This window comes from Glycomyces tritici (assembly GCF_030403505.1).
Map to the genome: position 1 here is coordinate 746,319 of NZ_JAUEMJ010000003.1, position 24,725 is coordinate 771,043.

Annotated in this window: 24 protein-coding genes and 1 tRNA gene; 15 read left to right on the top strand and 10 right to left on the bottom strand. The window is 70.2% G+C overall.

The annotated features are described in order from the left end of the window. Nucleotide 1 precedes the first annotated feature (1 nt). A complete protein-coding gene (locus QWI33_RS13710; RefSeq protein ID WP_289957702.1) occupies nucleotides 2-298 on the bottom strand; it encodes a DUF1330 domain-containing protein in 297 nt (98 codons plus the stop codon). Nucleotides 299-508: 210 nt separating this feature from the next. On the opposite strand from QWI33_RS13710, the gene QWI33_RS13715 reads away from it, so the two are divergent. The 3 genes from QWI33_RS13715 to QWI33_RS13725 are packed head-to-tail and all read left to right on the top strand — an operon-like array spanning nucleotide 509 to nucleotide 2,444. Beyond that, entirely contained in the window at nucleotides 509-1,114 is a 606-nt protein-coding gene (locus QWI33_RS13715; protein ID WP_289957703.1) for a nucleotidyltransferase domain-containing protein, read from the top strand. 56 nt (nucleotides 1,115-1,170) lie between these two features. Next, nucleotides 1,171-1,683 (top strand): P-loop nucleotide/nucleoside kinase family protein, encoded by a 513-nt coding sequence (locus QWI33_RS13720; RefSeq protein ID WP_289957704.1) that lies wholly within the window; start codon nucleotides 1,171-1,173, stop codon nucleotides 1,681-1,683. Nucleotides 1,684-1,730: 47 nt separating this feature from the next. Continuing rightward, the gene (locus QWI33_RS13725) at nucleotides 1,731-2,444 is read left to right on the top strand and encodes an NUDIX domain-containing protein (protein WP_289957705.1); all 714 of its coding nucleotides are present in this window, start codon (nucleotides 1,731-1,733) and stop codon (nucleotides 2,442-2,444) included. Here the strand turns inward: QWI33_RS13725 and QWI33_RS13730 are convergent. Further along, nucleotides 2,441-2,908: a GNAT family N-acetyltransferase gene (locus tag QWI33_RS13730; protein ID WP_289957706.1), complete on the bottom strand. Its 468-nt coding sequence runs from the start codon at nucleotides 2,906-2,908 to the stop codon at nucleotides 2,441-2,443. The two genes, QWI33_RS13725 and QWI33_RS13730, sit on opposite strands and share 4 nt — an antisense overlap. A gap of 226 nt (nucleotides 2,909-3,134) precedes the next feature. Here QWI33_RS13730 and QWI33_RS13735 point away from each other — a divergent pair, with 226 nt between their 5' ends. Next, nucleotides 3,135-4,607, top strand: coding sequence for an alpha/beta hydrolase (locus QWI33_RS13735; protein ID WP_289957707.1), 1,473 nt, complete (start codon nucleotides 3,135-3,137; stop codon nucleotides 4,605-4,607). Nucleotides 4,608-4,671: 64 nt separating this feature from the next. On the opposite strand, the gene QWI33_RS13740 is transcribed toward QWI33_RS13735, so the two are convergent. From QWI33_RS13740 to QWI33_RS13750, 3 genes are read right to left on the bottom strand one after another with little or no spacing between them, the layout of a single operon-like run. Beyond that, nucleotides 4,672-4,887 (bottom strand): helix-turn-helix domain-containing protein, encoded by a 216-nt coding sequence (locus QWI33_RS13740; RefSeq protein ID WP_289957708.1) that lies wholly within the window; start codon nucleotides 4,885-4,887, stop codon nucleotides 4,672-4,674. Between the two features lie 56 nt (nucleotides 4,888-4,943). Further along, complete coding sequence (locus tag QWI33_RS13745) at nucleotides 4,944-6,104, bottom strand: hypothetical protein (RefSeq protein WP_289957709.1); 1,161 nt, start codon at nucleotides 6,102-6,104, stop codon at nucleotides 4,944-4,946. A gap of 9 nt (nucleotides 6,105-6,113) precedes the next feature. Further along, entirely contained in the window at nucleotides 6,114-6,437 is a 324-nt protein-coding gene (locus QWI33_RS13750) for a hypothetical protein (protein ID WP_289957710.1), read from the bottom strand. A 204-nt stretch (nucleotides 6,438-6,641) separates the two neighbouring features. Between QWI33_RS13750 and QWI33_RS13755 the strand changes: the two genes are divergently transcribed. Together QWI33_RS13755 and QWI33_RS13760 are read left to right on the top strand one after the other, a co-directional pair. Further along, nucleotides 6,642-8,192, top strand: a complete 1,551-nt coding sequence (locus QWI33_RS13755; protein WP_289957711.1) for a hypothetical protein — start codon at nucleotides 6,642-6,644, stop codon at nucleotides 8,190-8,192. An 18-nt stretch (nucleotides 8,193-8,210) separates the two neighbouring features. Continuing rightward, nucleotides 8,211-8,531 (top strand): hypothetical protein, encoded by a 321-nt coding sequence (locus QWI33_RS13760; protein WP_289957712.1) that lies wholly within the window; start codon nucleotides 8,211-8,213, stop codon nucleotides 8,529-8,531. A gap of 330 nt (nucleotides 8,532-8,861) precedes the next feature. On the opposite strand, the gene QWI33_RS13765 is transcribed toward QWI33_RS13760, so the two are convergent. Continuing rightward, on the bottom strand, nucleotides 8,862-10,700 hold the full coding sequence (locus QWI33_RS13765; RefSeq protein WP_289957713.1) for an acyl-CoA dehydrogenase: 1,839 nt from the start codon (nucleotides 10,698-10,700) through the stop codon (nucleotides 8,862-8,864). Nucleotides 10,701-10,955: 255 nt separating this feature from the next. On the opposite strand from QWI33_RS13765, the gene QWI33_RS13770 reads away from it, so the two are divergent. Continuing rightward, nucleotides 10,956-11,099: a hypothetical protein gene (locus QWI33_RS13770; RefSeq protein ID WP_289957714.1), complete on the top strand. Its 144-nt coding sequence runs from the start codon at nucleotides 10,956-10,958 to the stop codon at nucleotides 11,097-11,099. Between the two features lie 105 nt (nucleotides 11,100-11,204). Here QWI33_RS13770 and QWI33_RS13775 read toward each other — a convergent pair whose 3' ends face one another. Beyond that, the gene (locus tag QWI33_RS13775) at nucleotides 11,205-12,278 is read right to left on the bottom strand and encodes a PP2C family protein-serine/threonine phosphatase (RefSeq protein ID WP_289957715.1); all 1,074 of its coding nucleotides are present in this window, start codon (nucleotides 12,276-12,278) and stop codon (nucleotides 11,205-11,207) included. A gap of 433 nt (nucleotides 12,279-12,711) precedes the next feature. On the opposite strand from QWI33_RS13775, the gene QWI33_RS13780 reads away from it, so the two are divergent. From QWI33_RS13780 to QWI33_RS13815, 8 genes are all read left to right on the top strand, one after another. Then, the gene (locus QWI33_RS13780) at nucleotides 12,712-13,182 is read left to right on the top strand and encodes a GNAT family N-acetyltransferase (RefSeq protein ID WP_289957716.1); all 471 of its coding nucleotides are present in this window, start codon (nucleotides 12,712-12,714) and stop codon (nucleotides 13,180-13,182) included. Nucleotides 13,183-13,371: 189 nt separating this feature from the next. Then, a complete protein-coding gene (locus QWI33_RS13785) occupies nucleotides 13,372-14,205 on the top strand; it encodes a S1 family serine peptidase (protein ID WP_289957717.1) in 834 nt (277 codons plus the stop codon). A 271-nt stretch (nucleotides 14,206-14,476) separates the two neighbouring features. Beyond that, nucleotides 14,477-14,547: transfer RNA gene (locus tag QWI33_RS13790), tRNA-Gly, on the top strand. Nucleotides 14,548-14,816: 269 nt separating this feature from the next. Continuing rightward, nucleotides 14,817-16,064, top strand: a complete 1,248-nt coding sequence (locus QWI33_RS13795) for an extracellular solute-binding protein (protein WP_289957718.1) — start codon at nucleotides 14,817-14,819, stop codon at nucleotides 16,062-16,064. Further along, nucleotides 16,061-16,990, top strand: coding sequence for a carbohydrate ABC transporter permease (locus tag QWI33_RS13800; protein ID WP_289957719.1), 930 nt, complete (start codon nucleotides 16,061-16,063; stop codon nucleotides 16,988-16,990). The genes QWI33_RS13795 and QWI33_RS13800 overlap by 4 nt, the downstream gene beginning before the upstream one ends. Continuing rightward, nucleotides 16,987-17,829 carry a carbohydrate ABC transporter permease gene (locus QWI33_RS13805; protein WP_289957720.1) on the top strand — a complete coding sequence of 281 codons (843 nt, stop codon included), beginning with the start codon at nucleotides 16,987-16,989 and terminating at the stop codon, nucleotides 17,827-17,829. Before QWI33_RS13800 ends, QWI33_RS13805 begins: the two co-directional genes overlap by 4 nt. A gap of 236 nt (nucleotides 17,830-18,065) precedes the next feature. Then, the gene (locus QWI33_RS13810) at nucleotides 18,066-19,955 is read left to right on the top strand and encodes a beta-propeller domain-containing protein (protein WP_289957721.1); all 1,890 of its coding nucleotides are present in this window, start codon (nucleotides 18,066-18,068) and stop codon (nucleotides 19,953-19,955) included. Nucleotides 19,956-20,172: 217 nt separating this feature from the next. Then, complete coding sequence (locus QWI33_RS13815) at nucleotides 20,173-20,367, top strand: hypothetical protein (protein ID WP_289957722.1); 195 nt, start codon at nucleotides 20,173-20,175, stop codon at nucleotides 20,365-20,367. Nucleotides 20,368-20,633: 266 nt separating this feature from the next. Here QWI33_RS13815 and QWI33_RS13820 read toward each other — a convergent pair whose 3' ends face one another. The 3 genes from QWI33_RS13820 to QWI33_RS13830 all read right to left on the bottom strand — a co-directional run bounded on the left by QWI33_RS13820 (nucleotide 20,634) and on the right by QWI33_RS13830 (nucleotide 24,680). Then, nucleotides 20,634-22,346 (bottom strand): ABC transporter substrate-binding protein, encoded by a 1,713-nt coding sequence (locus tag QWI33_RS13820; RefSeq protein ID WP_289957723.1) that lies wholly within the window; start codon nucleotides 22,344-22,346, stop codon nucleotides 20,634-20,636. Between the two features lie 556 nt (nucleotides 22,347-22,902). After that, on the bottom strand, nucleotides 22,903-23,739 hold the full coding sequence (locus QWI33_RS13825) for an ABC transporter permease (RefSeq protein ID WP_289957724.1): 837 nt from the start codon (nucleotides 23,737-23,739) through the stop codon (nucleotides 22,903-22,905). Further along, a complete protein-coding gene (locus tag QWI33_RS13830) occupies nucleotides 23,736-24,680 on the bottom strand; it encodes an ATP-binding cassette domain-containing protein (RefSeq protein ID WP_289957725.1) in 945 nt (314 codons plus the stop codon). Before QWI33_RS13830 ends, QWI33_RS13825 begins: the two co-directional genes overlap by 4 nt. Nucleotides 24,681-24,725: the final 45 nt, after the last annotated feature.

Genomic DNA, 24,725 nt, shown 5'->3' on the forward strand with positions numbered 1-24,725 from the left:
CTCAGGCGATGCGGACGGGGAACAGGACCGTGCTCGCGACCGTGGCGGAGCGCTCCTCGGCGAGGGCGAGGCGGCGCGGGTCGGCCATGTAGGCGTCGAGGGCGGCCTGGTTCGGGAAGCGGTAGACGTGGACCTCGTGGGGGTTGCCGTCCGCGCCGTCGCCGAGCGCGCGCGACACGAGCTCGCCTCCGTGCTCGGGGACGAGCGCGGTCACCTTGTCCTCGTAGGCGGTCATGGCCTCCTCGGCGCCGGGGAGGGCCCGGAGGAGGCAGCAGAGTTCGATCGGCGCTTCGGTCATGGCGTCCATGATCCCCGGAGGTCGGCCGCCCCCTTCGGGGACCCGGCGCGGTCTCGGCCACGCCCCGGGCAGCTCTTCGCCCGCGGCTCCGAGCGGGTCTACTCCCCCTCGGCGCGGCCGGTTTCCCGGAGGGCATCGCCCGGCCCGCCACCGGCTGAGCCGCTTCGCAATCCGGTCGCGCCCACGGCCTCCGGGCTGGAGAATGCGCGGATGACTGCGCAAGATCTGGGCCGCTGGGAGCCCGCTTCCCCGAACGAGGTCCGCGAACTGATGGCGGCGGTCGATGCGCCGTGGTGGATCGCGGGCGGGTACGCGATCGAGTTCGCGGTCGGCGAGCCGTTCCGCGAGCACGCCGACATCGACATCCTGCTCCTGCGCCGCGACCAGCTCGCGGCGCAGCAGGCGCTCCCCGGCTGGGAGTGGTGGGCCGCCGATCCTCCGGGTGTGCTGCGGCCCTGGGCGGTCGGCGAGATCCTGCCGGCCCGTGTCCACGACGTCTGGTGCCGTCCGAGCGCGGACGCGCCCTGGCGCCTCCAGTTCATGCTCGACGAGTCCGACGGCGAGGACTGGGTGTCACGCCATCACCCCCGGATCAGGCGGCCCCTCAAGGACATCGGCTTCGTCAACGCTGACGGCATCCCGTACCTGGCCCCCGAGATCCAGCTGATGTACAAGGCCAATGGCGCACGGCCCAAGGACGAGCTGGACTTCGCCGCGATGCTGCCGAAACTGGAGGCGCCGCAGCGCCGATGGCTCCGCGAGGCGATGGCGCTCGCCTACGGCGAGCGCCCGTGGATGGCGCGCCTCGCCGACTGATCGCACAGCGACGCAAACCAGGTGCGATCGCGCGGCGGGGCCGCGAGACTGGGCCGATGGACACCGAACTCGCACCGCTCTACGCCGTCAGCGGCGCTCCCGGGGCCGGGAAGACCAGCGTGCAGGCAGGGTTGCTCGCGGCCGGGAACGGCCTGGTGGTCATGGACATCGACGAGCTCCTCGAGGACAGCGCGCTGCTCGGCGTGCCGATCGCGGTCCCGGAGGCCGCGCCGGTCTGGCCCGCGTACGGGCGGATGTGGCGGCGGATCATCGACATGACGCGGCGGTCGGGCCACCCGGTGGTCTTCCTCAGCCCCAGCATCCCGAGCGAGCTGCGCAGCGCCACGGGCTACCTGCTGCTCGACTGCGACGACGAGATCCGCGCGGACCGCCTGCGCGCCAGGGGATGGCATGCGGCGCAGGTCGAGTCGGCCCTGCGCGACGCCCGCGCCTACCGGCCGCTGTTCGACACGGTCGTGCGCACCGACGACGCGGACCCGAAGGCGGTGGCGGCGCGCATCCTCGACTGGACGCGCTCGATCGGCGCCGCCGCCGCGGGGCGGGCCTGACCCGCCGGGGTCGAGTACGGTCGGGGTTCGGCAAGGGAGGCAATGCGATGACGCGCGAGTACACCGATTCGGCCGAGGCCCGGCTCTGGCGGGAGGCCGACGCGTCGGCCGCAGCGGTTCGGCGGCTCACCGCCGGGCGGCCGTTCTGCGCCGGAGTATTCCTGGTGCGGGACGGCAAGGTGCTCGTGACCTTGAACGCCAACGGGATCGACGCGGCGGACGCGAGCGGCGCCGACTGGTTCGTCGGCGGTGTCGGCGGCGGCATGGAGCCCGGCGAGGACGTCTGGGGCTGCGCGCTCCGCGAGGCCGGGGAAGAACTCGGCGTGCCGGTGCGGCTGCTGCCCTCGGACCTGACCTACCTGCACGACCTCGAAAGCGACGAGCTGCGCGAGTCGCGCACCGACGACGCGCCGGCCCCGTTCATCGTGCAGCGCTACAAGAACGACTACCCGTTCGCGCCGTACCGGCCGGACCTCCCGGCGGGGCCGTTCACCTACTTCTGCATGTTCCTCGCGGAGTTCGCCGAGGAGCCGGTCGCGTTCGAACCCGACGACCCGGACATCGCGGCCCTGGTCTGGTTGCCGCTCGACGCCTTGGCGCTGATAACGGAGGGCACGGTGTTCGCGGACCTGACCGCCGCCGGGGCGGCCGTCGCGGCGGGCGGGCCCATCGCGGCGAAGGCCCGGATCCACATCATGGGGACCGAGACCCTCCGGGTCGCCGGGCCGCTGCTCGCGACCCGGACCGGTTGGCGCGCTTAGCGGCCGGGGAGGTCGAACCGCATGTGCGGCAGCATTCTTCCGGGGATGGACTCGCTGGGGATCTGGCCGATGCGGATCGCGCCGAACCTGGCGTAGAACGGCTCGGCGTACGGGTCCGCGTCAAGGGCGACCGACCGGGCGCCCAGCGCCTCGGCCGCGAGCAGCGCGCGGTCGAGCAGGGCCCGGCCCACGCCGGTGCCGATCGCGAGCGGGTCCACGAACAGGGACTCGAGGCGGCTCTCCGGGACGCCTTCGATCAGGCGGTAGAAGCCGAGGAGCCGACCCGCCCGCTCGGCGACGACGAGCGTGCCGGAGGCGCACACCTCAGGCGAGTACGTCAACTCGTCGCGGATCGCGTCCATGAAGTGCCGGTCGTACCCCCAGTGCGCCTTCGACCGCAGCGCCAGGCCGGTGATCAGCGGCGCCTCGTCGGCGCGGGCGGCACGGAATTCGATGTCCACCATGGGGATGCTACGGCGGCATCGGCCTTGGTGCATGGACGGCGCGGATGCGCCGACTGAGCGGTCGAGCCACCGGCCCGGCCTGCGGCTGCGCGCCGAGGCCGCAGGACAGTCTGGGCCGCCTTCCTGAGCCCCCCTGGACTGTACTGGGCTTTTACCGTGTGCCCCAGGAGGTTTGGTAAGGCTGGCTGCAATGCCGCGGGCACTGATCCGGCATAGCGTCCGAGTCATGCGAACCACCAGCAGACACCTCATAGCCGCGGGCGTCGCGGCGGCCTCGGTCCTCGCGCTCGTGCCCGGTGCGGCGATCGCCGGGACCGACGGCGCCGACCATCGGGGCATCGATTGGCGGCCGTGCGCCGAGGCCCCCGAGTTCGACTGCGCCACCATCGAAGTGCCGCTCGACTACGCGAAGCCGCGCGGGAAGCGGATCGAGATCGCGCTCGCGCGCCGCCCCGCCTCGAACCCCGACGAGCGCATCGGGTCGATCCTCATGGACCCCGGCGGGCCGGGCGGCTCCGGCGTCCAGGACGTGATCAACGGCGAGTACGCGCTCGCCGCGGACGCGGCCGAGCGGTTCGACCTCATCGGGTTCGACCCCCGCGGCGTCGGAGGCAGCACCCCGATCAACTGCGACGCCGGCCTCGCCGACGCGCTCCAGTCCAACCCGATCCCCACCACCGAGGCCGCGTTCGCGGCACAGCTGGAGCTCAGCGGGGCGACCGCCGACTCCTGCCGGGAACTCACCGGCCCCCTCTTCGACCACGCCGACAACCTGCACGTCGTCGAGGACATCGAGCGGATCAGGCGCGCGATCGGCGAAGGCGACCTGAACTACCTCGGGTTCTCGTACGGCACCTTGATGGGCCAGCAGTACGCCGAGCGGTACCCCGGGCGCATCCGCACGATGGTGCTGGACGGGAACCAGGACCACTCGCAGCGCTCGATGTGGGAGTTCATCAGCGCCGGCACCGCCGCGTTCGAGCAGAACTTCGGCGAGTTCGCGCAGTGGTGCGACACCACAGTGGACTGCACACTGCACGGCGCGGGCACGGTCGGGGTCTACGAGGAGCTGCAGGACCGGGCGCGGGCGGGCGAGCTGACCGACCCGGGCACCGGCGCGCCGCTCGACTTCTTCGGCCTGACCCGTTTCGCGTTCGCCGCCAACCAGCCCGAGGCCTGGCCCGCGCTGGCCGAGGGGCTGCGCGCGATGCGCGACGAGACCGCCGCACCCGCAGCGCTCGTCGCTCCGGCCGAGGAGGCGGCAGCTGAGGCCGTGCGGCAGTTCCCGGAGATGCCGATGTTCTGCCAGGACTGGGACTTCCGCATCGACGAGTTCGCCGAGTGGGACGCGATGATGAGCCGCCTCGCCGAGGAGTACCCGGTCACCGAGTGGAGCCCGTACGCGGGCCTGCCGCTGTTCTGCTCCGGCTCGGGCATCGAGCCGACCAACCCCCAAGGGCCGCTTGACATCGAGGGCGCACCGACAATCGTGCTGGTGGGCACGGTGCACGACTATGCGACCGTCTACCCGTGGTCGGAGAGCGTCGCCGAGCAGACCGGCAGCGCCCTGGTGACGTACGAGGGCTACGGCCACACCGCGTACGGGCTGAAGACGCCGTGCCTGGACGAGGCGATCGACGCCTACTTCATCGACCTGAAGGTCCCGGAGGACGGCCTGAGCTGCCCCGGCGTGGAGTGAGCGAGCGCTGAGGCCGTGGCCGCGCCCGCACTGGCGGCCACGGCCGCCAGTGCGGGCGGGCCGGTCAGCGGCCCTTGCCGCCGTGCTTCTTGTGGACCGCCTGCTTCGAGACGCCGAGGACGGTGGCGATCTGGGCCCAGCTCGCGCCGTTGTGGCGGGCGCGGCGGACCATGACCGATTCGAGGCGCTCGGCCTCGGTGCGCATGAGCCGCACGGCCTGCAGGCCCCGCAGCGGGTCGGGTTCGCCTTCCGCGAGTGCGGTGAACTTGTCGTCTGCCATACGTCAACCGTAGTTGACGATCTCCGAATCGTCAACTACGGTTGACACTCGCCTGCCTAGGCGTACTGGTCGTCCTCACTGCCGATGCCCCAGACGTCCTCTTCCGGGTCCTCGGTCAGGAGCGATTCGCGCTCGACCTCGTTGTCCTGGTTCGCCCCGCCGCCGCGTCCGCCGCCGCCCATCATGCCGCCCGCACCGGGCTTGGCACCGGCACCGGTCGGGGCGCCTCCGGCCGAAGCGCCGACCATCGCCCCGGCGCCCATACCGCCACCGGCAGGGGTCGCGGCACCGCTGAGTCCGCCCGAACCCAGGCCGCCGGCCCCGCCGCCCATGCCGCCGCCGAGGCCGCCGCCACCTGAGGCGAGACCGCCCGAGGGGAGCTCGGGCTCATCGAGTTCGGCAGCGTCCCAAGGATTGTCGAGGTCGGGCATCTCAGGCTGGGCCAGATCCTCCATGCCGGAAGGAGTCTCGGGCATGGTGGACTGCTGGGCGTCCTGCGGCGTCTGGTTCTGCTGCTGTTCCGCTTGCTGCTCCTCCTGCTCCGCCTCCTCTTCCTGCTGCTCCTCTTCCTCCTTCTTCTCCTCCTCTTCGGACTCCTCCTCGCTCGATTCCTCAGCGCCGGCGCCCGAGTGGTCCTCCGCGGCCTGGTGGGACTCCATGTCCTTGGCCGGGTTCGACTTGTCCTCCAACGGCTTCAGGAGCTCGGCCGCCTGCGTGAGGGCCGCGCCGGCGGCAGCGTCCGCGGCGTTGATGAGCGAGGTGAGGGTCTGGAGGCCGAGCGTCCCGGCCATCGCCTGCGCCTGGAGGGCCGCCTCGAGGATGCCGCCGAACGGGCCGGCCATGGCGATCGCGGTGCGCTGCGCCGGGCCGAGCGTCACCATCGGGGCGGGCTGGATGTCGAAGCCGATCGCCTTGAGCGCGGCGTCGGCGGCCTTGAGGCCGGTGCACTCGACGAGCATCTGCGCGGCCGTCCCCGCGAGGCCGCCCGCAGTGGCGGCGACCTCGCCGATGACCTGCGTGATGTGGGCGTTGACGGCCCCGACCTCGCCGTTGAAGGCGTCGTTCGCGGTGTCCCTCCAGTGGCTGTTGATCTCGGCGACCTTGGTGCCGTAGTCGGTCTGCTGGGTCGCGAGGTCCGTTGCGGCCGCCGTCATCTCGGAGGCGTAGGCGAGGAACTCCGAGGGCTGGGCCGAGAGCGCGTCCTGGTAACTGGGCATGGGGTCCTCCTAAGGCTTCGGCGTGGTCGTGATCTGGCTCTGGATGCCGCCGAACCGGGAGCTCATCTCCTTGTCGGCGGCGTCGAGGTCGTCGGCGCTGCCAACGACCTGGTCGCCCTGCCAGGCGAGGCGGCGCTCGATGCCGGTGGAGACGGCGGCGAGCGCGGTCTGCCAGCGGCGGCCCGCCTCGCCGGTGGCGAAGCCGGCGTTGCCCTCGGCCGCGGTCGCCGCCGGGCGCTCCACCCGCCTGGACGCGGCCTGGCTGTCGGGGGCCAGGTCGCGCAGGCCGGTGCCGCCCGTTCGCACATCGTCAACGTCCATGTGCACGGTCATGGGCTCCTCCTTCTCCGAGGTGTCGACGCCCTCGCGGGCGGACGCCCGGCGGCGTCCGAAGTACTGTCGCGCGCCCTGTCACGGGTCGGTCCCGGCGCGCACTTGATCAACCCATGACGGTTTCGTGACGGCGGCGCTTTCCATTGGCCGCACACGCAAACGAGGCCCGGGTTCCGGGCCGTCACGTGAGGAGGTGCGCCGCCGATGACCGATGCGCTTTTCGACGACGGTGGGGACTGGGCCGCTGCCGCCGGTTCGCCGGAACTGCCGACGTTCGAGTTCACGCTCAGCTTCGGCGATGCTTCGGCGCTCGCTTCGGGGGACCGCGCCGGCTGCTCCGCGGCGCAGTGCCCGCACCCTGGGGCGCACCCGGCCGAGGAGGCGTGGGTGCAGTTGGTGTCGGCGGTGCCGGTGGAGGGGCAGCGGGACCGGTTCAAGCCGCGGTGCGAGGGCATGGCGTACCCGACGGAGGAGGACTTCCGGGCGGCGGTGACGGCGGTGCGGCCGGAGGACGCGGACGCGTTCTCGTTGCAGCGCTTGCGGACCGGGTGGACGGATGAGATCGGGTCGCGGCTGGGGACGTGGCCGGAGCGGTTCAAGTCGAAGCTCGCAGTGCTCGCCGAGGGCTGGGCAGGGGAGGACTTCGATGCGTTCGCGGCGCAGGCCGGCGAGGCGCGGACCCTGGTGGAGGGCGCGCTCGACGACATCGAGGCCACCGTCACCGAGCTGGCCTCCCGGGAGGCGGCGATGTACACGCTGCAGGGCGGCGACTCGGGCGAGATCCCTTATCCCGCACCGATGGTCGGGACCGAGGGCGAGTGGTCGGCCCTGGTGGCGCTGCATGTGCGCCCGGCCTTCTGGCACGGGGACTGCATCACCATGACCTGCGAGGAGGCCGAGAAGGCCCTGGAGCTGGCGGGGGCCGACCCGGGGCTGGCGACCGAGGTGCGGGAGTTCATCGAAGAGCGTGTGGGGCAGCAGCTCTCGGGCCTGGGGGCGCTGGTGGCCGATGTGCGGGCGGTCGTGGGCGAGGAGGCGAAGGAGGTCTTCTCGGAGCGGGTGGCGGCCGAGCTGGCGGCGTACGTGGAGCGGCAGGCGGCGATCGACGAGGCGATCGCGCAGAAGCGTGACGGGCAGAGCGCGGAGCTGGAGGCGGTGCGGACCACCGGAGCGGACCGCCCGTACCCGGTCAGCGCCGAGGAGTCCTATATGGATCTGGCGGTGCCGGAGGCGGAGCAGCCCGCCGCGCCGGTCCCGCCGCAGGCGACGCAGGACCCGAGCCCGGTCCCCCCGGGCGGGGACGGGTCGGTGAAGGCGGAGGAGACGCCTTGGGAGACCGAGGAAGCGGACGCGGACGAGGACGAGGAGGTCTCCGGCGGCCTCGCGAGCGGCGGCAGCGGTTTCGGAGGCGGGCCCGGGGGCACCGGCGGCGGCTCGTTCGGCAGCGGCGGCCGCGTGGGCGGTGCCGTGCTGCCGGGCGCGACGGGCGGTGTGCCGCAGGGCCTGTTCGGCCCGGCGCTGGCCCAGCCGACGACCGCCGCCACGACGACGAGTTCGTCGGGCGGCGGAAGAGGCCCCGGCCTGTTCCAGACGCAGCACACGGGCGGCGCGCCGGGCAAGGGCGGGAAGCCTTCGGAGCGTTCGGACGGGGACAAGAAGACCGACGACGAGAAGGAGACGCCGCAGCACCTGGCGCGGCGCGAGACCGACAACGCGTGGGGCTGGGTCCCGCCGCGAGAAGACCCCTACAACTAGGCGAGCGGAGGCAGGGCCATGGCGGATCGGGTGTTCGACCCTGAGGCGATCGGCGAGTACCGGCAGTTCCTGGTGGAGCTGATCGACGAGCTGGAGAGCGAGCTGCTGCCGGTGATGGCGACCGGGACGCTGAGCCGGGCGCCGGCGTTCGGCACCGCGCCGGGCGCGGCGGCGAACGCGACCGGGCAGTACCTGGAGTTCCACGCGGCGATGTGGCGGAACCTGCAGTACCTGCGCGGGACCCTGTACGGCCTGGACGCGGCGCTCGCGGAGATGACGAGCGGCGACGACGAGGCGGCGGTCTTCTTCGACATCGGGACCTTCGACCCGACGATGTAGACGCGTCTTGCCTGGTGAGGGGTGGTGTGCGCCAGCTTGTGGCCCGGACCGTTACGGACCGTCCCTATCCCCCGCCCACCCAAGAGGGGACTGCGGCCAGCGTCGCATCCGGGTCTGACAGAACATCCGCGCGATCGGGCCTCCGAGCCGGAATGTCACCCGAAAGTGGCGGCATTGCGGGTGCGGCACCGGCCGAGCGCCGGCGGTGTGCGTGCGGCGCGGGTCGCCCACCGGCGTCCGAGCGGTACGAGAGAGCCGGCTCGGAACGACGTCCGCCCGCGCCGAAAAGCGCGGGCGGACGTCGAGCTGTGACCGTTGAGCGGGGCCCGTCTAGAAGGCCTCGTCCGGCAGGTCCATGGGGGTCAGGTCCGCGGCCTCGACGACCTTGCGGTCGGCGGTGAGGCGCGGGAGGACCTCCTTGGAGAAGAACTTGGCCGCCGCGACCTTGCCGCGGTAGAAGTCGTCGTCGGCGCCCTCGTCCAGCTTGTTCTGGGCGATCTCGGCCTGCCGCAGCAGGAGCCAGCCGACCAGGAGGTCGCCCACGGCCAGGAGCAGGCGGCGCGAGTGCAGCCCGGTCTTGTACAGCTCGCGGGGCTCGTCGCCCATCGCGGCCATCAGCGCCGGCTGGAGCGCCTCGAGGATGCCCTGCACGTCGCCGAGCGCGCGCAGCACCCGGCCGCGCACGTCCTCGAGCTCCGCGTGGCCGTCCTGCGTGGATTCCATGATCTCGCCCGCGACGACCATGAGCGACTCGCCGTTGTCCTTGATGATCTTGCGGAACAGGAAGTCGAGGCTCTGGATCGCGGTGGTGCCCTCGTACAGCGTGTCGATCTTGGCGTCGCGCACGTACTGCTCGAGCGGGTAGTCCTGGAGGTAGCCGGAGCCGCCGAACGTCTGCAGCGCTTCGTCACTGAGCAGCTGGTACGCCCGCTCGGAGCCGCAGCCCTTGACGACCGGGAGGAGGAGGTCGTTGACCTTCTTCGCGGTCTCGGCCGCCTCCTCGTCGCCGCCGAGCTCGGCCAGGCGGGACTTGTCCTGCCAGGAGGCGGTGTACGCGACGAGCGCGCGCAGGCCCTCGGCGTAGCTCTTCTGCATGAGCAGCGAGCGGCGCACGTCCGGGTGCTTGATGATCGGCACGCGGGGCGAGGCCTTGTCCGACATCTTGAGCATGTCCGGGCCCTGGATGCGGCTCTTCGCGTAGTCGAGCGCGTTGAGGTAGCCGGTGGAGAGCGTGGCGATAGCCTTGGTGCCCACCATCATCCGCGCGTACTCGATGATGAGGAACATCTGGCGGATGCCCTCGTGCTTCTCGCCGAGGAGCCAGCCCTTCGCGGGGGCCTTCTCGCCGAAGGTGAGTTCGGCGGTGGCCGAGACCTTGAGGCCCATCTTGTGCTCGAGGTTGGTGACGTTGACGCCGTTGCGCTCGCCGAGCTCGCCGGTGGCCGAGTCGAACAGGTACTTGGGCACCATGAACAGGCTGAGGCCCTTGGTGCCGGGTCCGCCGACGCCCTCTTCGCCCACGGGGCGGGCGAGGACGTAGTGGATGATGTTCTCGGTCATGTCCTGGTCGCCCGAGGTGATGAAGCGCTTGACGCCCTCGATGTGCCAGGAGCCGTCGGGCTGCTTGTAGGCCTTGGTGGTACCGGCGCCCACGTCGGAGCCCGCGTCGGGCTCGGTGAGGACCATCGTGGCGCCCCAGCCCTTCTCGACGAAGAACTTGGCCCATTCCTGCTGCTCGGGGGTGCCCTCGATGTACGCGGTGTGCGCGAAGGAGGAGCCCGCGGCGTACATCCACAGCGCCGGGTTGGCGCCGAGCACGAGTTCGGCCAGCGACCACCAGAGCGTGCGGGGGGCCATGGTGCCGCCGAGGACCTCGGGGAGGTCGAGGCGCCAGTACTCGGCGTCGATGAACGCCTTGTAGGACTTCTTGAACGACTCGGGGAGCGTCACCGAGTGGTTCGAGGGGTCGAACACGGGCGGGTTGCGGTCGCCCTCTACCCAGCCGCCGGCGAGCTCGTCCTGGGACAGGCGCGCCAGTTCGGTCAGGATCTCGCGGGCGGTCGCCACGTCGAGGTCGGCGAAGGCGGGGTCGTCGAGAATCTTGTCCGCTCCGAAGACCTCGAAGAGGTTGAACTCCAGGTCTCGAAGGTTGTGGCGGAAGTGCGTCATTGCGGGTCCTCCATTACTCGGTGGTAACCCTCATCATATTACCCGTCAGTAGCAAGCTCAAGTATGCCGCGCCGCGATGTCCGGGGAAAGTGTCTTTCCAGGAAAAATCGAGTCCGATTTCCGACTGCTCCGACACCGCTGACTCCATCGATCGGGTGAGCGTTCCGAGACTTGGGGTCCGCTGCCGTAACCTGCGCACCCGTGCCTCGTTGAACCGTATGACCGACCGCCTGTGCGAACCACCGGGAGCACCCCATGATCCGAGCCGTCGCCGATCGCATCGCCACCCGCGCGCGACCCTCCTATATCGGACGCCACCGCCGCGTCCGCCCCGTCCTGCACCGGGTCTTCCGCGTCGCCGTGCCCGTCCCCGCGATGGCCGAGGAAGGGGCGCAGTGAACTCCCATCCCCGCCTCCCGGTCCGGTTCACCAAGCGCCGCAAGGCGATCTCGCGGATGCGGCACCTGCGCCGGTGCCGCCTCGCCAAGCCCGACTAGGGCGCGCTCAGCCCGTGTCGGGCCGGTAGTCCAGCAGCAGCAGCGCGATGTCGTCGGTCAGCGGGCCGCCCACCCAGCGGCGCAGCGCCGACTCCAGGGACGCCAGGCCGTCGCCCACGTTGCCGTGCCCGATGAGGCTCCAGGCCCGCTCCTTGATCGGGAAGAACTCCCCGTCCTTGCGCGCCTCCGCCAGGCCGTCCGTGTACAGGAAGATCCGGTCCCCCGGCTGCAGCCGCACCGTCAGCTCCCGCGCCGAAGGGCTCAATCCCAGCGGCGGCGCCATCGATTCGGGCTCCAGGTAGGTGGCCACCCCGTCGCGCACCAGCATCGGCGGCGGGTGCCCGCAGTTCATGATCTCCAGGGTCCCGCCGCGCTCCTGCAGCAGGATCGCGGTCACGAAGTCCTCGTCGCCGGCGTTGCGCGCCACCGCGTGGTCCAGGTCGTTGACCATGCACCGCTGGTCGGAGCGTTCGAACGCCACGTGCCGGTACGAGCCGAGCACCGTGGAGGAGAGCCGCACCGCGTCCAGGCCCTTCCCGCGCACGTCCCCGATGATGATCCGCACCCCGTAGTCGGTGTTCAGGGCCTCGTAGAGGTCCCCGCCGATCTCCGCGCCCGAGCGCGCCGAGACGTACCGGGCCGCGATGTCGAAGGGCCCCAAGCGCTCCCCGATCGGCCGCAGGATCGCCTGCTGCACGACCGAGGCGAGCTGCGTCAGCCGCTTCATCCGCTCGTCGTCGCGTTCGCGCACGATCGCGACCGCCGCCGAGATCACCACGGCCACGGCCACGACCAGGAAGTCCACGCCGTGCGAGGCCACGCCGTCCATCGCGAAGTCGTACAGGATCCAGAGGTAGGCGAAGGCCGCCGCCATGCTCGCGAGCCCGACCCCGGCCACCCAGCGCCACGGCAGGAACGCCGAGGCCGCCAGCGGAGGCAGTGCCAGCCACGAGACCGCGTGGGACTCGTCGCGCACGGTCAGGCGCAGCCCGACCAGGACCACCACGACCGCGAACGCGGCGGTGAACGCCGTTCGCACCGAGGGCGCCGACCAGCCGTTCCAGCGGTCAGCGCGGGCCATCTGGGGCCTCCGTCGCTGCATAGTGCGCATATGGGTGAATGCCTCCTTCCTACCGGATCGCGGCCGGGTCGCCCGCGCGTTCGCAGAAGCTCCCGCACTGATGCGGGCGCGGGCGGGCCCGAACCCCGGGCGCGCCCGGCCGGGGCCGGAGGGATCGCGCGCACGCGTGCGTTCGAAGGCGACGGGGCGCCCGGGACGCCGGACCCGATTTTCACATCGCCGATGTGAAGATCGTAATGGTCGCGAGCGCGATACCGGCCTTGGAGGACGCTGCCGGAGCGGTGAGCGCGAAGTCTGTGCGTTCGGTCGGCCGCAGCCGCCGAACGGCCGGTTCGCACCTCGGCCGATCGGCCGGTTTCCGCCCGCTTTGGGCGGGACTTCGCGTGATGCACGGCTCTGGCACCGGCAAGTGCGCCATGTCAAAGTTGAACGCGTGCAATTCACGCTTTCGAGGACCCGGTTCGACAGCCCGGTGGCGCAGTTGCTGTGCGCCGAGATCCAGCAGGAGTACGTGCGCCGCTACGGCGGCGGCGACGAGACGCAGCTGGGCGAGGACGACTTCCATCCGCCGAACGGCGACTTCATCGTGGCCTTCGACGAGTCCGGCGAGCCCGCCGGCTGCGGCGGCTGGCGCTCCCATGAGGAGGATGCGGAGATGAAGCGGGTCTACGTGCGCGAGAGCGCCCGGCGCCAGGGGCTCGCGAGCCTCATCGTGGCCGCGGTCGAGGCGTCCGCCGCGGCGGCGGGCCGCAAGCGGGTCATCCTCGAGACCGGGCCGCGCCAGCCCGAGGCCGTCGCGATGTACGGCGTGCTCGGGTACGCGCCGGTGACCCCGTTCGGGTTCTACGCGTGCACGGACGGCTCGATCCACCTCGGCAAGGAGCTCCGCTCCGAGCGGGAGTAGACCGGTTCCTCGGCTCACGGCCGGACAGGCGTTCGCCTGTCCGGCCGTTTCCGTTGCCGTGAACGAATGCCACTATTCACTGAAATAACTTCTTTAAGCCGCAAGCAACCGTGAAACTCTCTCACTGCGTCTTTCGGTCTAGGACGGCCAAACGGCCCAACCCTCACATCCACCCCGAAAGGATTCACAGTGGACAGAAAGAGGAAGCATCTGATCCGTCTCGGCGCGGGCGTCGCCGCAGGTCTCGGCGCCGCCGCCATCGCGTGGACGGGCATCGCGGCCAACGCGGAGCCCGTCGACACCAAGGGCGACTTCGAAGCCCAGATCATCGGCGGCGGCGACGTCGCCGAGGGCCAGTACCCCTGGCTGGTCGGCCTCGGCTCCCCCGGCGAGGGCACGGCCTACGAGCGCCAGTTCTGCGGCGGCACGGTGATCGCCGAAGACGTGGTCCTCACCGCCGCGCACTGCGTCGAGGAGTCCGCCGCCGCGGACCTCGTCGTCTTCTCCGGCGCGATCGACCTCGAGTCCGAGGACGTCGTGGAGACCGCGGTCGCGGACCTTCACGTCGCCGAGGACTACAACGACCCCATCGCGATGGCGAACGACTGGGCGCTGCTCAAGCTCGCCGAGCCGGTCGACGTCGAGCCGATCGCGCTGGGCACCGAGGTCGAGGAGTTCGACGCCCTCGAGACCGCGGGCTGGGGCGACACCGGCGAGGGCTTCCCGACCACCGCGCAGTGGGTCGAGGTGCCGTTCGTGAGCGACGCCGACTGCGAGGCGGCCTACCCGGACGAGGTCGACGCGGCCTCGATGCTGTGCGCCGGCGACCTCGAGAACGGCGGCGTGGACTCGTGCCAGGGCGACTCGGGCGGTCCGATCATGAGCCCGGCCGGTGAGGACCAGGTCCTCGTGGGCATCGTCAGCTGGGGCTACGGCTGCGCCGAGGCGGGCAACCCGGGCGTGTACGGCGAGGTCGCGGAGTTCGACGAGACCATCGAAGCGGTCCTGGCGGGCTGGGAGTAGCACCCGCCGCACACCCTCAGGGCCGCATGGCAGGCGGCCCGATCACCTTAGGGCCGCACGGCAGGCGGCCTGATCACCTTCGGGCCGCACGGCAGGCGGTCCGATCACGCAACAGGGGCCGGGCGGCCCACGCGAGTCGCGGCCGCCCGGCCCTTCGCTTCGCCGCCCCGCCACCTCGGCCTCCGCGCCGCGCGGGCGGCGCCGCCGCGGGGTCTTCGGGCCCTTCTGCGGCGGCCTTGTATACTTCGATCGGCTCTGTTCGCCAGAGTTCGCGGGTGTAGTTCATTGGTAGAATGCGACCTTCCCAAGGTTGAGAGGCGAGTTCGATTCTCGTCACCCGCTCCGATTTTCGACGGCCGTCCCGGTTCACCGGGGCGGCCGTTCGGCGTTTCGCCTTCCTTCCCGACAAAACCTCCCATTGACCTGCATCGATGCTGTCTGATGCAGCACGGCGCACGATAACAGAGACCCTCTTCACATTCGCAATGCTCGCGGGTAGTATGGCCGCATCGATAATTTCCGATACTTTCTCCGAAAGTTTCGGGCACCCTTCAGTTCCATCGAGAGGACGAGCAACGATGCGAAATCCCCTACTCAGGCCACGAGCGCTGATGGCGGCCGGTACGGCCGCAGTGCTCGCGCTGAGTGCCGCCGCGTGCGGCGACAGCGGCGAGAGCGACGCCGATCTCACCTGGTGGCACATCCAGAACCAGGACCCGCTCATGTCGACCTGGCAGGAGTTCGCCGACGACTTCGAGGCCGCGAACGACCTCACCATCGACGTCCAGCCCATCGAGAACCAGGCGTTCAAAGACCGCATGGGCACTGCCGCGCAGTCCGGCGACGTGCCGGACATCTTCCACACCTGGGGCGGCGGCGTCCTCGCCGAACAGGTCGAGGCCGGCCTCGTGCAGGACCTCACCGGCAAGCTCGACTGCATCGACCAGATCAACCCGATCGCCTTGGAGCCCTACACGATCGACGGCAAGCTCTACGGCATGCCGTTCGACGCCGGGGTCGTCGGATTCTGGTACAACATGGACCTCTTCGAGCAGGCCGGCATCAGTGCGCCCCCGGCCACGTGGGACGAGTTCCTGGCCGCCGTCGAGGCCCTGAAGGCCGCCGACATCACGCCGATCGCCCTCGCCGGCGCCGACAAGTGGCCCGGCCACTACTACTGGACCTACCTGGCGATGCGCAACGTCGGCCTCGACGGCCTCGCCGCCGCAGCCGAAGCCGGGGACTTCTCCGACGAGGGCTTCGTCCAGGCCGGCCAGATGGTCGCCGACCTCGCCGCCCTCGAGCCCTTCCAGCCCGGCTTCGAATCCGCCGTCTACGGCGAGGCCGACGGCCAGTCCGCCATCATGGGCGAGGGCCTCGCCGCCATGGAGCTCATGGGCCAGTGGGCCCCGCAGGCCCAGCGCGACAACTCCGGCACCGAAGGCCCCGAGAACCTCGGGTTCTTCCCGTTCCCGACGGTCGAGGGCGGCGTCGGCACCGCCACCGAGTTCCTCGGCGGCGGCAACGGCTACGCGGTCGCCGCTGACGCGCCCGACGCGGCCCTGGACTTCCTGTGCAACTTCATGGAGCCCGAGAACTACTCCCGCGCCATCACCGAGGGCAACCTGACCCCGGTCGCCGCCGACCCCGCGTCGGTCGCACCGGAGATGAACGAGGACACCCAGAAGGTCGTGGACGCGCTCGCCAGCGCCACCGGCACGCAGCTGTACCTCGACCAGGCGTACCCGCCGGCCATCGGCGGCGTCATCAACGACGCCACTGAGGGCCTGCTCCTGGGCCAGCTGACGCCCGAGGACTTCGTGGCGATGGTCAACGAGGCCTGGGCGGCCGAGGGGTGACACTCAAGGAGCCCCTTCGGGACTCCCCGGTAGCGGGGACGCTCTCGTCGTTCATCGTGCCCGGCCTGATGCTGTTCCTGCTGTTCGTGATCCTGCCGGTGCTGTTCGCCGCGTACGTCTCGTTCTTCCGCTGGAACGGCCTCGGCGGCGTCCCGACCGAGTTCGTGGGGCTGGAGAACTTCCAGGCCCTGCTCAAGGACGAGGTCTTCCTGGGCGACCTGTGGCGCCTGGGCCTGATCGTGGTGCTGTCCCTGGTGGTCCAGCTTCCGATCTCGTTCGGCCTGGCGATGCTGCTGCACCAGCGGTTCCCAGGGCGCACGGCGTTCCGGCTGCTGTTCTTCGTGCCGTACGTCCTCACCGAGGCGGTCACGGCCGTGCTGTTCCGGCTGGTGTTCTCGCCGCGGCGCGGTTTCGCGGACTCGCTGCTGGGGAGCCTCGGCATCGACGCCCAGATCGGCTGGCTGTCGGACCGCGACATCATCATGTTCGTGGTGTTCGGCATCCTCACCTGGAAGTTCTTCGGCTTCCACATGATCCTGTTCCTGGCCGGGCGCCAGAACATCCCTGACGAGCTGTACGAGGCCGCGGCCATCGACGGCGCCACCAGGGGCCAGGCGTTCCGGAACATCACGCTGCCGCTCATGGGCCCGACCGCGCGGATGATCGTGTTCCTCTCCGTCATCGGCGCGGTGCAGTTGTTCGACCTGGTGTACGTGCTCACGGGCGGCGGGCCGTTCCACGCCTCCGAGACGCTCGCGATCACCATGTACGAGCAGGGCTTCCAGCGCAACCAGATCGGGTACGCCTCGGCGCTGTCGATCGCGATGTTCCTGATCAGCCTCGTGTTCGCGCTGCTGTACCAGCGTTTCGTCCTGAACCGCGACCTCCAGGGGTCGATCACCACCTCCGGGGGGACACGCTCATGACGGTCACCATGCGCAGCGCGCGGATCCTGCGCCACACCGGTTTCTACATCGCGGCGTTCGTGACGACGGCGTTCGTGGCGACGCCGATCCTGTTCGCGCTCTTGGGCGGTTTCAAGGACAACCAGCAGCTGCGCGAGAACGCGCTGGGCCTGCCGGCTCCGTGGAACACCGCGAACTACACGGACGTGCTCGCTTCGGGCACGTTCTGGCAGCAGCTCTTCAGCTCGGTGTTCATCGCGCTGGTGACGACGTTCATCGTGGTCATCTGCTCGGCGATGATCGCGTTCGTGTTCGCGCGCTTCGCGTTCCGGGGCCGGGAGGGCCTGTTCACGCTGTTCGCGGCGGGCATGATGTTCCCGTTCGCGGTGGCGGTGCTGCCGCTGTTCATCATCTTGCGGACGTTCGAGCTGCTCAACAGCCCGTTCGGAGTGATCCTGCCGCAGGCGGCGTTCGGTCTGCCGCTGACGATCATCATTCTGCGCACGTTCTTCCGGCAGATTCCGGCCGAGGTCGAGGAGGCGGCGACGATCGACGGCGCGGGTCCTTGGCTGTTCTTCACCCGGATTCTGCTGCCGATGTCGCGGCCGGTGCTGGCGACGGTGTCGGTGCTCGCGCTGGTCGGTTCCTGGAACTCGTTCCTGCTGCCGCTGGTGGTGCTCCAGAAGTCGACGTGGTGGACGCTGCCGCTGGGTGTGACCCAGTTCAGCGGGCAGTTCGCTTCGGACACTGCGAAGGTGCTGGCGTTCGTCATGCTGGCGATGCTGCCGGCGCTGATCTTCTACGCGTTCGCCGAGCGGCATCTGATCAGCGGTCTGACCGCGGGCGGCACCAAGGGGTGACCTGATCGGTTCCGGACGGGCCCGGGGTGCGCAGAGCACCCGCGGGCCCGTCGTCGTTTCCGGTGGGCCCGGCGTGTTCGAGACCCTGCGGACCCGTGGCCGTTCTGGTGGGCCCGGGGTGTTCGAGACCCCTGCGGACCCGTGGTCGTTCTGGTGAGCTCGAGGTGTTCGAGTCCCCTGCGGGCCCTCGTCGTTTCCGGCGGGAACCGTTTCGCGGGGCGCGGCGTCCGAAGAGCATGAAGCCCAGACTCCTCATCGCATGCGCCTCGGCGGCGGTCGTCGCCGCCGCGAGCGCGTGCACCTCTCAGTCCCCCGACGGCGAGCTCTCGGTCGAATCGATCCCTTGGGTTCCCGTCTCCGCCCAGCTCACTGCGTTCGACTCGTGCGACGACGCGCTCGAAGGCATCCAGGACGCGGCGATCACCGCGTTCGAGAACTTCGATTTCAACGAGTCGATCCCCCTCGAAGAGGAGTTCGCCGCCGGCGACTCCGCGGCGGGCACGACCGCCGAGTCGCCCACCCAGGGCGCGAGGGACGACTCCCACTCCGGCACCAACAATGCCGTTGCGGGCGTTGACGAACCGGACATCGTGAAGACCGACGGCACGTTCATCTACTCCGTCACCGACTACGACGCAGTGCGCGTGACCGACACCCGCTCGGGCGAGGTCGTGGCCGAGCGCCCGACCGAGAGCGAAGCCTGGGGCCACCAGCTGTTCCTCGGCGACGACGAGCTGCTCCTGATGTCCGCGTTGAGCACCGAGGTGGACGGCGCGTACTTGAGCGAGTTCCGGCTGGAGCGTCTGGACCCGACCTCGCTGGACGTACTCGACACCTTCACCATGGAAGGCTCCATGGTGGACGCCCGCCTGGTGGACGGCGAAGTGCGCCTGGCGATCGGCACCGAACCGCAGATCCAGCCCGTATGGGAGGAGCTGTACGGCTCCGACTCCTCGGACGAGGCCGTCGCCGAAGCCGTGCGCGACACCGAGCTCACGGACTGGCTGCCGTCCTATGAGGTCAACGGCACGGCGCACGAGGTCGACTGCGCGGAGATCGCGCACCCCGACCGGTTCACCGGCTCCTCGGTGAGCGTGCTCGCGCTGCCCGCCGACGGCGCCTGGACCGAGGCCGCGCCCCACACGGTGATGGTCGACGGCTCGATGGTGCACGGCACCGACGAAAGCCTCTACCTGGCCCACTACGACTATGCGTGGGGCGATGAGGAGGCGAAGGCCGAGAGCGAGATCTACCGGTTCACGTTCGCGGACGGCCAGGCCCGCCTGGCCGGCGAGGCGGCCGTGCCGGGAACGCTGCTCAACCAGTACTCGCTGAGCGAGTACGACGGCCACCTGCGGGTGGCGACGACCGAGATGCCGACCGGCAGCGGCTGCGGCCCGTGGATGGACTGCGTCTGGGGCGGCCAGGCCGAAGCCGAGGAGGGCGAGACGTCGAAGTCGACGGTGACGGTCTTCGCGGTCGGCGACGACGCGCTCGAGGAGACCGGTTCGGTGACCGATCTCGGTGTGGACGAGCAGATCTACGCGGTCCGCTTCCTCGGCGACACCGGTTACGTGGTGACCTTCCGCCAGACCGACCCGCTGTACACGCTCGACCTCTCCGACCCGTCGAACCCGGTCGTCACCGGCGAACTCAAGATCACCGGTTACTCCGGCTACCTGCACCCGGTCGGCCCGGACCGCCTGCTCGGCGTCGGCCAGGAGGCCACGCCCGAGGGCCAGACCATGGGCCTCCAGGTGAGCCTGTTCGACACGGCCGCAGACGAAGCCGCCGTGCTGGACCAGTACCTCCGCGAGGGCGCGGACTCGACCGTGCTGTACGACCCCCACGCATTCCTGTACTGGGAGGAGGCCTCGATCGCGGTGATTCCGGTGCAGGACTGGGACATGGAGTACCAAGCCGGGGTGCTGGTGCTCGGGATCGGCGCGGATTCCCTCACCGAGGAGACCTGGATCGACCACAGCGAGGGCGATGTCGACCCGTACAACACGCAGATCATGCGCACCATCGTGATCGGCGATCAGCTCTGGACCCTCTCCAACGCCGGCCTCCAGGCCAACCAGCTCGGCGGCGCCTACGAGCGCACCGCCTGGGTCGGCTGGTAGCAAGGCTTTCCTCCGGAGCCGGGAGGAAAACAGGGCCCGCACCGCTCATTCGGGTAGCGGTGCGGGCCCCTTCGCCCGTGTGCGGTCGGCGTACGGGCCCGGCACCCGCCGCGCCTGCGGCACGTGACCGGCAGCGGAGCCGGAGCCCCGCCGCCGGTGATCCGTCACTTGTCGCGGATGTTCCTGTACCGCCGCGGAATGTAGCCCTGGGCCCGCAGTGAGGCGGGGGACACCTGGTCGTGCCGCATTCGTCATCCCGCCAGGGGATGAGGGTCCGCCGCTACTCGCCTGGTCCGCAGGTCTCGACTCGCCCGAGCCCGACGACCTGTACGAGGACGACGATGAAGACGACGGCGAGGACCCTTGGTTCGCCCTCGGCATCGGTGTCATCAACCCGGACGAATCCAACTGAGCAGCGGACACCTGAGCCCTTTCATCGACAGCAGCGACGGCACGCAGCGGCTCGGACGTCGTGACGGCCCGCTGGCCCATGCGTTCGGACCCGGCGTCCGCCGCACCCTCGTCGTGACGGCCCGCTGACCGTGGGATCCGCGCTACGCGTCCGCCGCACCCTGAACCCGGGCCGCGGCGCGCGGCGGGGGTCGGCGGGCCGCAGCCGATGGCCGCGCCCCGCCGCAGTGTCGTCGCCGCGTCGCCGCGCCCTTCGACCTCCAGCCGCTACTCCACTCTCCGGATCTCGGTGAGCATGCGAACCCCGCCGAGGCCCCACATCTCGTTCCAGAAGCTCGCGTAGACCCCGGCCTCGCCCTCGTTCCCCGTCGGCCAGCCCGTCCATACCGCGTTGCACGCCTGCGACCAGGCGCCGTTGTACCAGATCGGAATCGCCGGAAGATCACGCATCACGATCGCCTGGAGTTCGGCGATCAACTCGGCGTAGTGCGGATCGTCGGCGGCGAGGGTCGCGAGCTCCTGCGTGAGCTCCCAAGCGGTCTCGTCCTCCCAGCGAGAGAAGTTCGAGAGGGCTTGGGTGTCGCGGATCGGCAGCTCGAACAGGTGCCGGAAGTGGCTCCACGGCGAGTTGGTGAGCCCGCTGCGGTTGTTGATCTGCAGGTCGAAGTCACCGCTTTCGCGGGTGGCGTCGACCTCGGCGGCGTCGATGAAGACGGCCTGAACCCTGATGCCCACATCGCTGAGGTCGCGAGCGAGGGAGACGGCCGCGTCCTCCCAGTCGGTCCAGCCTGCCGGGACGACCAGCTGCAGCTCGATCTTCTCGCCGTCGAGGGTCTCCACGAAGCCGTCGCCGTCCTCGTCCTTGTACCCGGCCGCCTCCAGCATCTCAACCGCGCTGGAGGGCTCGAACACGAAACCGTGCTCGCTCACCGCCGCCTGATCGTAGTAGCGCTCCCAGATCGGGAGGAGCCCAGTGGGGTGCGCTTCGCTCACCATGCCGCCGTAGACGGCGTCCACGATCTCGCCCGGACTGATCGCGTGGGCCATGGCCCGGCGGAACTTCGGGTCGTCCAGCGGCTTGCGGGTGGTGTTCGGCACGAGCATGGCGGTGTTGACCGGCGACATGAACGGCGGCTTGTCGTAGTAGGTGGTGAGCTCGGGATCGCCCTGGAGAAAGTCCGCGATGCCCGCCATGAAGTTGTTGGCGAGGTCGAGGCGGCCTTCGATGAGCATGTTGAGGATGTCCTCGTTGCCGAGCGTCACAAGATCCACAATGTACTGCGGCTTGACTTCGAGGCCGAGCGCCTCGGCGGCCCACCAGCTCTCGCGCTTGACCCAGACGATCCGCGTGTCGTCGAAGCTGTGCACCCCGTACGGCCCGGTGACCACCGGGTTCGGGTCGAGCGGGCCGGTCAGCAGTTCCTCGGCGGTGTACGCCTCGAAGACGTGCTTGGGGACGATCACGTGGGTGTACAGGAAGTTGTCCCACTCCTGCTGGCGCGCATCGGAGAAGCGGAACTTCACGGTGTGCTCGTCGACGACCTGGGCCTCGTCCAGCCAGTCCCAGACGCCGCCGTACGGCACGCCCTCGATCTTGCCGAGCTCGAAGGTGAACGCCACGTCGTCGGCCGTGAGCGGCTTGCCGTCGCTCCATTTGACACCGCTGCGCAGGCGCAGCTCGAACTCGCGCTCGGAGGTCCATTCGCCGGATTCGGCGAGCCAGGGGCTGAGCCGCTGCTCGACGGTGTCGAACACGAAGAGGTACTCGTAGCCGAGGCCGTTGAGGCCGGTGACGCCGCCGGCCGAGATGGGGTTGAAGTCGCCGGGTGGGCCCCAGGCCGTGCCGGTCGAGTAGAGGGTCTTGCTGCGCGGGAACTCGCCGTCCCCGTCGTCCGCCGGGCTCTCGTCGTCGGTGCAGCCCGCGGCGGTGGCCAGGGCTGCCGTGGCGAAGAGTGCGGGTAGGTGTCGCCTCTTGGTCATTTTTCTGTGCTGCTTTCGATTCGAGGGATGACGCGCCTCGTCGAAGACTGGAGCGGGTATTGAACACCGGGAGGGACGGCATTCGCGTCCGATCAGCGACGCCAAGGATGCGCGGTCATTTCTGGACCGATCCGCGTGTGTCGGGTTCCGACCACAGACCGTGAGGAGCCTTCCCAGCGAGAACGCTCCGGATGCCGGTGCGCGAGGTCGCGAGCACGTGCGGGGTCGCCGCACCGGGGGCGCGGCCTTGCGCTGCTTTCAAGCTATCGCAGGTAGCCAGGGGATACAGAACACCGAAATCCGGCATGACCGAACAAGGCGCCCAAGCAAAAGGCAGATAATGGGCAGAGCGGTGGAATCGCTCCCCCACGTCACGCCACTTCGATATGAAATTGAGACAGGGGACACTATCGATGTTCGCTGTTTCGCGGAGAATGCACCGGACCGTCCGAATGAGAGGTCGCCCGCGCCGAAGCCTGAGAATGGGAGCGGGGCCCACGCCGGGTGCGGCGCGGGCCCCTTCCTGTTTCCCTCAGGTCTGCGGCCTCGATCCGGCCTAGCGGCCGAGGTTCTGGAACTTCCGGACCGCGAGCGGCAGGAAGATCGCCGTGATGATCACCGGCCAGATGATCGCGGCCGTCAGCGCGTGCTGCTCGGGCCAGGAGTCGCCGACCGCGCTCGGGTTGCCGAAGAGCTCGCGGATCGCGGTCGCCGTGGCGGACACCGGGTTCCACGCGGCGATGGCGCCCAGCCAGCCGGGCATGAGCTCGGGCGGGGTGAACACCGAGGAGATCATGCCGAACGGGAACGCGATCGCGAAGAGGTTCCCGGCCTGCTCGACGCTCTTGACCAGGAGCCCGAGCCAAACGCCGACCCAGATGAGGGCGAAGCGCAGCCAGAGCAGGATCGCGAAGGCGCCCACGGTCTCCCAGAAGGTGCCGTTCGAGCGCCAGCCGATGACCAGGGCGATTATGAAGAGCACGAGGAGGTCGACGGCGGCGTGGATCGTGTCCGCGATGTTGCGCCCGACGACCACCGCGGAGGAGGCCATCGGCATCGAGCGCACCCGGTCGATGAACCCCTTCTGCTTGGCCTCGGCCACGGCCCAGGCCGTGTTGGTGAAGCCGAAGGCCATGGTCATGGCGAACATGCCGGGCATGGCGTACGCGACGTAGTCGACGCCGGCGCCCTCACCCGTGACGTCCATGGCGGAGCCGAAGACGTAGACGAACAGCAGCACCATCACGATCGGGAAGCCGAGCTGCCAGGCGAAGTTCACCGGCTGGCGCACCAGGTGCGTGAACTCCTGGCCGACGATGGCGCGGTAGTCGTGGAGCGTCCATTTGAGCCGCCCGGCGAGGGTCTCGTCGGGGAGCGGGGCGAGTGTGGTCACTGGTCCTCCTTGGCGATCAGTTCGAGGAAGGCCTCGTCGAGGGTGGGGCGGCGCAGACCGATGTCGGCGACGGTGAGGCGCTTGTCCTGCACCGCCGTGGCGGCGGCGGTAAGGGCGGGGACGGGGTCCTTGACGGGCGCGGCGACGCTGGAGGCGCCCTCGTCGACGACGGTCTCGCCGTCCGCGACCGAGGCGATGATCTCCCGGAGCGCGGGGAGGTCGGCCGGGTCGGCGGCGATGATCTCGAGCCGGTCGGCGCCCATGCGGCGCTTGAGCCCGGCGGGGGTGTCGTCGATGAGGTTGCGGCCGTGGTCGATGACGGCGATGCGGTCGCAGAGGCGGTCGGCCTCGTCGAGGTAGTGGGTGGTGAGGACGACGGTGGTGCCGTCCGCGGCCAGGCCCTCGACGGCGTCCCAGACCTCGCGGCGCCCGGCCGGGTCCAGGCCCGTGGTGGGCTCGTCGAGGAAGAGCACCTGCGGGGCGAGGATCATGCTCGCGGCGAGGTCGAGGCGGCGCTTCATGCCGCCGGAGAAGCCCTTGGCCTGGCGGTCCGCGGCGTCGGCGAGGCCGAACTGGGCGAGGAGCTGGTCGGCGCGCTCGCCGGCGCGGGTCTTGTTGAGCCGGAAGAGCTTGCCGAAGAGGACGAGGTTCTGGCGGGCGGTGAGGAGTTCGTCGACGGCGGTCTGCTGGCCGGTGAGGCCGATGCGGCGGCGCACCTGGCGGGCCTCGCGCGAGACGTCGAAGCCGGCGACGGTGGCGCTGCCGGTGTCGAAGCGCAGCAGGGTGCTGAGGATGCGGACGGTGGTGGTCTTGCCCGCGCCATTGGGGCCGAGCAGACCCAGGACGGTTCCGGCTTCGGCGGTGAGGTCGAAGCCTTCGAGCGCGGCGGTGTCCTTGAATCGTTTGCCGAGGTTGGTCGCCTCGACGGTGGTGGTAGGCATTGATAGTTCCCCTTCAATCGGGTACGCTGTACCCAGTAATAGCAT

What these genes read in the sequence shown, in the direction of transcription:
- QWI33_RS13710 (WP_289957702.1), bottom strand. Translation starts at nt 298, where the DNA reads ATGACCGAAGCGCCGATCGAACTCTGCTGCCTCCTCCGGGCCCTCCCC.
- QWI33_RS13715 (WP_289957703.1), top strand. Translation starts at nt 509, where the DNA reads ATGACTGCGCAAGATCTGGGCCGCTGGGAGCCCGCTTCCCCGAACGAG.
- QWI33_RS13720 (WP_289957704.1), top strand. Translation starts at nt 1,171, where the DNA reads ATGGACACCGAACTCGCACCGCTCTACGCCGTCAGCGGCGCTCCCGGG.
- QWI33_RS13725 (WP_289957705.1), top strand. Translation starts at nt 1,731, where the DNA reads ATGACGCGCGAGTACACCGATTCGGCCGAGGCCCGGCTCTGGCGGGAG.
- QWI33_RS13730 (WP_289957706.1), bottom strand. Translation starts at nt 2,908, where the DNA reads ATGGTGGACATCGAATTCCGTGCCGCCCGCGCCGACGAGGCGCCGCTG.
- QWI33_RS13735 (WP_289957707.1), top strand. Translation starts at nt 3,135, where the DNA reads ATGCGAACCACCAGCAGACACCTCATAGCCGCGGGCGTCGCGGCGGCC.
- QWI33_RS13740 (WP_289957708.1), bottom strand. Translation starts at nt 4,887, where the DNA reads ATGGCAGACGACAAGTTCACCGCACTCGCGGAAGGCGAACCCGACCCG.
- QWI33_RS13745 (WP_289957709.1), bottom strand. Translation starts at nt 6,104, where the DNA reads ATGCCCAGTTACCAGGACGCGCTCTCGGCCCAGCCCTCGGAGTTCCTC.
- QWI33_RS13750 (WP_289957710.1), bottom strand. Translation starts at nt 6,437, where the DNA reads ATGACCGTGCACATGGACGTTGACGATGTGCGAACGGGCGGCACCGGC.
- QWI33_RS13755 (WP_289957711.1), top strand. Translation starts at nt 6,642, where the DNA reads ATGACCGATGCGCTTTTCGACGACGGTGGGGACTGGGCCGCTGCCGCC.
- QWI33_RS13760 (WP_289957712.1), top strand. Translation starts at nt 8,211, where the DNA reads ATGGCGGATCGGGTGTTCGACCCTGAGGCGATCGGCGAGTACCGGCAG.
- QWI33_RS13765 (WP_289957713.1), bottom strand. Translation starts at nt 10,700, where the DNA reads ATGACGCACTTCCGCCACAACCTTCGAGACCTGGAGTTCAACCTCTTC.
- QWI33_RS13770 (WP_289957714.1), top strand. Translation starts at nt 10,956, where the DNA reads ATGATCCGAGCCGTCGCCGATCGCATCGCCACCCGCGCGCGACCCTCC.
- QWI33_RS13775 (WP_289957715.1), bottom strand. Translation starts at nt 12,278, where the DNA reads ATGGCCCGCGCTGACCGCTGGAACGGCTGGTCGGCGCCCTCGGTGCGA.
- QWI33_RS13795 (WP_289957718.1), top strand. Translation starts at nt 14,817, where the DNA reads ATGGCGGCCGGTACGGCCGCAGTGCTCGCGCTGAGTGCCGCCGCGTGC.
- QWI33_RS13805 (WP_289957720.1), top strand. Translation starts at nt 16,987, where the DNA reads ATGACGGTCACCATGCGCAGCGCGCGGATCCTGCGCCACACCGGTTTC.
- QWI33_RS13810 (WP_289957721.1), top strand. Translation starts at nt 18,066, where the DNA reads ATGAAGCCCAGACTCCTCATCGCATGCGCCTCGGCGGCGGTCGTCGCC.
- QWI33_RS13820 (WP_289957723.1), bottom strand. Translation starts at nt 22,346, where the DNA reads ATGACCAAGAGGCGACACCTACCCGCACTCTTCGCCACGGCAGCCCTG.
- QWI33_RS13830 (WP_289957725.1), bottom strand. Translation starts at nt 24,680, where the DNA reads ATGCCTACCACCACCGTCGAGGCGACCAACCTCGGCAAACGATTCAAG.